The organism is Lapillicoccus sp. (assembly GCF_046595215.1).
Lineage (GTDB): Bacteria > Actinomycetota > Actinomycetes > Actinomycetales > Dermatophilaceae > Lapillicoccus.
Genome location: NZ_JBKJPP010000171.1, coordinates 1 through 5,606 on the forward strand (window position 1 = coordinate 1; position 5,606 = coordinate 5,606).

Genomic DNA, 5,606 nt, shown 5'->3' on the forward strand with positions numbered 1-5,606 from the left:
GCTGGAGTTGCCGTGCTCGTCGGGCCTCGCAGAGGGCCCGCGCACGCCCGGGCGGCCCGCACTCCCGTCGGCGCGGATGACCTCCTTGCCGATCGTGCGACCGGCCTTGGCCAGTGAGGACGGACCCATCCCGGACACCGACGATGGCATGACGACGACGGGGCACGGAGCCCGATGGATCAGCCGGTGGGCAAAGAGCGGTCCCCCCGCGAGGTCCGGCTGTCGCGGGGCGTCGACGACGAGCAGATCGGCGCCCTCGGCCTGCGCGAGGAGGACCTTGCGCCGACCGCCGTGGACGAGTCGGCAGATCACCCCGTGGTCGGGCCCGAGCACCTGCGCGACGTCCGCCACCAGGTGCTCCTGCTCCGCGGCATACGCGGCGTCGGCGTCGTAGGTGCGCAGCGGTGGGCTGGCGCCCGACGACATGGGCGTGGCCGGACGCCACGCGCGCACCTCGATCACCGAGCCACCCCGGCGCCTCGCCGACCGCCCAGCCGAGCGCACCGGGGGAGGAGGTCGTCGCGCTGACCCCATGACGACGGTGAAACCCGACGTCGCCGGGCTCACGTCGACGCCTCCTCGGAGATCGTGGACAGCGGGTCGGCGTGGTCCTCGAGAATCTGGCCCTCGGCGGCGATACCGAAGTACCACGCGACGATGCCGCCGAAGATCATGGCCGCGCCGAGGATGTGACCCCACATCAGCGGGGTCCGGTTCGTGGTGTCGCCGATGAGGGCGCCGTAGATGACCGGTCCGAGGGCCCCGGTCCCCTGGGCGACGGCGAAGAAGGAGGAGATGGCCTGCCCGCGGACCTCGAGCGCAGCGGTCGTTGGTCCACCGCCGATGACTGCGCTGCCGTGAGTCTCTCCTTGGTGCACGACGTCCGGGGGAGGTGTTGCGACCGCCCCGCGGGGTGGCGGATCACATGATGGGCAAGGGGCAACTTCTCCTGGCCGGGTCCCCTCAAGGGCTCGCGTGCCCGGCTCCAGCGGGGAGGGTGGCCGCGCGCGGCCCGGGCCGGGGCCGCCGGGCGTCCGGGCCGCACCGGCATACAGTGGCGCCGTGAGCAGCCCGTCGAGCATCCGGTCGAGGGCCCTGCTCGCTGCGGGAAGCAGCCGGCTGCGCCTCGAGGTGCGCGATGGCCGTGACCGGCTCGTCGCCTCGGACCCCGGTCTGGCGCGGCTCGGGCAGGCGGTCCGGGCCGTGGTCGGCGTCGCGACGACGATCGCGGTGGAGGCCGCTCTCGTGGCCGTGACCGGCACCCCCACGACGGTCGGCCTGCTCGCCCTGATGCTCGGGGCGGTGATCGCCATGACGATGTCGACGTCCATCCGGGAGGAGAGCCGCCGGGTCATCGTCGGCACCGCCACCGGAGCCGGTGTGGCCGCGGCGACGGGAGCGGCCATCGGGGTCGTCACGGCCCAGGTCCACGCCGTGGGGCTCATCGCCTTCGCCGTGGTCTCGTTCGTCGCCGTCTGGGTGCGGCGGTTCGGACCGCGGTGGGTCACCGTCGGGTTCCTGCTCTGGCAGGCCTTCTTCTTCTCGCTGTTCCTCGACCCGCCGGTCTCGACGCTGCCCCTCATGCTCACGGCGATCGGCGTGGGGACGCTCTGGGTGGGCCTTCTGCTCCTCACCGTCCTGCACGGCGACCCCCAGGTGCGTCTGAGCCGCACGGTGACGGCCCTGCGCGCCCGCGCGAGGGCCGGGGTCGCCGCGGCCCTGGAGGTCATCGACGACCCCGACGACGTCGGTGCGGTGCGCGCCGTGCGCGGCCAGCTCGTGCAGCTGGCGGAGATCTCGCTGCTCCTGGACGGCCAGCTGGGGACCTCGCGGGCGCTGCCGCCCTGGATGAGCGCCGGAGCCGTCCGGCGGTGGGTCGTCGACCTCGAGATCGGGATGGACGAGCTGTGCGCGGCCGCCCTCGAGCTGTCCTCGCGTCGCGACGAGGTCCCGGCGACCGTGCTCGACGAGGTCAGGACCGTCCTGCGGGCGCTTGGTTGGGGCGACGCCGAGACGGCCCGGGCGGCGGCCCAGCGCCTCACGACGACGGACCACGGCGGCAACGGGCCGGCCCGCCGGGTCGGCGCCGCAGCCGGCTTTATCGTCGAGACCGTGCGGCAGTGGGACTCGCCGCCGGCGTGGGCGTCGACCTCGACGGGTCGGGCAGCCCACGGCGCGGTGGCCGAGCCGCTGGACCTGCTCGACGAGCCCGACGAGCCGGACGGGTCCGAGGGCGTCGAGGCCTTCGAAGCGGTCGTCACCCTGACCGGTGGCAACCTGCCCGGGTCGGCCGCGCTGGCGGCGCGGGCGGTGACCCGCGCCGACGCCCCGCGGTGGTCTCCCACGCGACTGCGCCTCACGACCCGGCAGGCCATCCAGGCGGGGGTCGCTGCCGCCCTGGCCATCGTTGTGGGAGAGGCGATCTCGCCCCAGCGCTACTACTGGGCGGTCATCGCCGCGTTCATCGCCTTCACCGGCACGGCCACGGCGGGCGAGACGATCCGCAAGGGCGTGGCGCGTGTGGTGGGGACCTTCGGGGGGCTCGTCGCCGCCGTCGGCCTGGCCACCCTCACCTCCGGGCAACCGGTAGCCGCCGTGCTGACCCTGCTCGGCTGCATCTTCCTGGCCTTCTACGTCCAGGAGCTGTCCTACACCGCGATGATCTTCTTCATCACCGTGATGCTCGGGGAGCTCTACACGCTGCTGCACACCTTCAGCGACCAGGTGCTTCTCATCAGGCTGGAGGAGACCGCTGCCGGCGCCCTCATCGGCGTCGGGGTCTCACTCCTCGTCCTGCCGGCCGGCACGAGGGCCACCCTGAGGATCGCGCGCCGGACCTTCCTTGCCAGCCTCGCCGACCTGCTCGACGCGTGCGCCGACCGCCTCGACAGGGCCGCGGCCCACCGCGACCTCCTCACGCTCGTCGTCCAGATGGGCGCCGACGCACGCCAGGTCGTGCGAGGTCACCGGGCGATGACCAAGGGGCGACTCTTCGGGGCCGACCGCGAGGGGCTGCGCCACCGCATCTCGGTCCTCGGGGCGCTGGACGCCACCGCCCGGGCGTTGGCTGCCGCCGTCGACGCCCTGGGCGGGCGGACGTTGCCAGAGCTGGCGGGGGCCGTCCGTGCCGTCGCGACGGAGGCACGCCGTCTCGAGGCCGTCACGAGTCTCGCTGGACCACACCGCGACCCGGACGACGACACTGATCTCTCCCAGCGCGTCTCGGAACACCTCGATCGGGTGCCCAACGACCCGTCGACGGAGCGCGTATGCGCGCTCGTCCGTCGGCTGACCGACATGCTCGTGCTCCTCACGCCGCGGGGAGGGTAGGCGACCGCGACGCCCCCGAGGATGCTGGGGGCAAGACATCGTCCGCGTCGCCCACCCGGGGGCGATCCGTCTGGCTCGACCCCGCGGCATACCTTGGGGGTTGGCGAGCCGCTCATCGACCGCGTCCTGGCCCGCCACACCCGAGGAGCGTCATGACCGTCCCCCGCATCACCCTCTCCGCGCTGACCCCCGACAGCGGATCCGACCTGCTCGTCGTCGGCCCCTCGCTCGGCACCGCCGTCGCCCCGCTCTGGTCGGCCTGTGCCGCGGCACTGCGGGAGCGCTTCACCGTCGTCGGTGTCGACCACCCCGGCCACGGTGCCTCCCCGGCGAGCGATGAGCCGGTCACGGTCGCCGAGCTCGCCACGGCGGTCGCCGAGGCCGTCCGCCCGCTCACTGCCGCGCGCGGCACGAGGGCCCGGTATGCCGGGGTGAGCCTCGGTGGCGCCGTCGCCCTCGAGCTCGCGCTGCGGCACCCCGACGTCGTCTCGTCCGTCGCTGTCATCTGCTCGGCGGCCCGGATCGGCGAGCCGTCGGGATGGCTCGAGCGGGCCGAGCTGGTCCGGGCGGCCGGCACGCCGGTCATGGTCGAGGGATCGACCCACCGCTGGTTCGCGCCGGGCTTCGTCGAGCGCGAACCAGCCCTCGTGAGAGCGTTGCTCACCTCCCTGGAGCAGGCCGACCAGTTCTCCTACGCCCGGTGCTGCGAGGCCCTGGCCGCCTTCGACGTCCGTGAGGAGCTCGGCGACGTCGGGGTGCCCGTGCTCGCCGTGGTCGGCGAGCTGGATGTCGTCGTCCCGACCTCGGCGGCCTCGCAGATCGTGGCCGCCGCGCCCGACGCCGAGGCCGTCGTCCTCCCCGGCGTGGCCCACCTCGCACCCGCGGAGACGCCACTCGACGTGGCCCGCATCCTCACCGACTTCTTCACCAGGAAGGGCTGACCCAATGACGGACCACACCCTCGGCAACGCGCAGGACGCGCTGCGAGAGGCCGAGCACCCGCAGGAAGGCCCCTGATGACCGAGGCCTATGTCTACGACGCGGTCCGCACCCCCTTCGGACGGTTCGGCGGCGCCCTGGCGGGGACCCGGCCCGACGACCTCGCCGCGCTGGTCGTCAGGGAGATCGTCTCTCGGGCAACGGATCTCGACCCCTCCCGGATCGACGAGGTCGTCATGGGCAACGCCAACGGAGCCGGCGAGGAGAACCGCAACGTCGCGCGGATGGCCACCCTCCTCGCCGGGCTGCCCGTGACCCTGCCCGGCACGACCGTCAACCGGCTCTGCGGGTCGAGCCTGGACGCAGCCATCATCGGCTCGCGACAGATCGAGGCGGGCGAGGCCGACGTCCTCGTCGTCGGCGGGGTCGAGTCGATGAGCCGTGCCCCCTGGGTGCTGCGCAAGACCGAACGTCCCTACCCCGCAGGCAACCTCGACCTCGTGTCCACGACCCTCGGCTGGCGCCTGGTCAACCCGGTGATGCCGGGGGAGTGGTCCGTCTCGCTCGGTGAGGCGACCGAGCAGCTGCGCGAGCGGGAGGGGATCTCCCGGGAGCGCCAGGACGAGTTCGCCGCACGGTCGCACCGGCTCGCCGACGAGGCCTGGTCCTCGGGCTTCTACGACGACCTCGTGGTCCCGGTGCCGGGAGTCGACCTCGCCCGGGACGAGTCGATCCGTGCCGACACCACCGTCGAGCGGCTGTCGGATCTCAGGACGTCGTTCCGGCCCGTCGACGCCGGGGGCACCGTCACGGCCGGCAACGCGTCACCGCTCAACGACGGGGCGTCCGCGGCGATCCTCGGCAGTGCGAAGGCTGCAGACCTGACCGGGCTCTCCCCGCTGGCCCGGATCGCCGGTCGGGCGGCGAGCGCGATCGAGCCCCAGTTCTTCGGTTTTGCGCCCGTCGCCGCGGCCAACCTCGCACTCTCCCGGGCCGGGATCGGCTGGCAGGACGTCGCGGCGGTCGAGCTCAACGAGGCGTTCGCCGCCCAGTCGCTCGCCTGTGTCGACGCCTGGCGGATCGACCCCGAGATCGTCAACCGGCACGGCGGCGCCATCTCCATCGGCCACCCCCTCGGCGCGTCCGGCACCCGCATCCTCGGCACCCTCGCACGCTCCCTGCAGCGCTCCGGCGGCCGCTGGGGGGTGGCCGCGATCTGCATCGGGGTCGGCCAGGGACTGGCCGTCGTCCTCGAGAACGTCACCAGCGGAAACTCTCCTGCCCGATGATCTCCACGGCATAGGACGGCGGCGCAACGGTGACGGCTGGCAGATCGC

General features: G+C 73.6%; 5 protein-coding genes. 3 read left to right on the forward strand and 2 right to left on the reverse strand.

Features of this window, described 5'->3' with window-relative positions:
- Together ACLL9L_RS14945 and ACLL9L_RS14950 are read right to left on the reverse strand one after the other, a co-directional pair.
- On the reverse strand, positions 1-534 hold a 534-nt coding region (locus ACLL9L_RS14945; RefSeq protein WP_411285457.1), incomplete at its 3' end, for a universal stress protein.
- Between the two features lie 29 nt (positions 535-563).
- Positions 564-878, reverse strand: a complete 315-nt coding sequence (locus tag ACLL9L_RS14950) for a hypothetical protein (protein ID WP_411285453.1) — start codon at positions 876-878, stop codon at positions 564-566.
- A gap of 184 nt (positions 879-1,062) precedes the next feature.
- On the opposite strand from ACLL9L_RS14950, the gene ACLL9L_RS14955 reads away from it, so the two are divergent.
- The 3 genes from ACLL9L_RS14955 (at position 1,063) to ACLL9L_RS14965 (ending at position 5,558) form a co-directional block, all read left to right on the forward strand.
- Positions 1,063-3,330 (forward strand): FUSC family protein, encoded by a 2,268-nt coding sequence (locus ACLL9L_RS14955; protein WP_411285454.1) that lies wholly within the window; start codon positions 1,063-1,065, stop codon positions 3,328-3,330.
- Between the two features lie 152 nt (positions 3,331-3,482).
- Entirely contained in the window at positions 3,483-4,271 is a 789-nt protein-coding gene (locus ACLL9L_RS14960; protein WP_411285455.1) for an alpha/beta fold hydrolase, read from the forward strand.
- Positions 4,272-4,346: 75 nt separating this feature from the next.
- Entirely contained in the window at positions 4,347-5,558 is a 1,212-nt protein-coding gene (locus ACLL9L_RS14965) for a thiolase family protein (RefSeq protein WP_411285456.1), read from the forward strand.
- Positions 5,559-5,606: the final 48 nt, after the last annotated feature.

Coding starts and splice junctions, on each gene's coding strand:
- ACLL9L_RS14960 (WP_411285455.1), top strand. CDS start 3,483: ATGACCGTCCCCCGCATCACCCTCTCCGCGCTGACCCCCGACAGCGGA.
- ACLL9L_RS14965 (WP_411285456.1), top strand. CDS start 4,347: ATGACCGAGGCCTATGTCTACGACGCGGTCCGCACCCCCTTCGGACGG.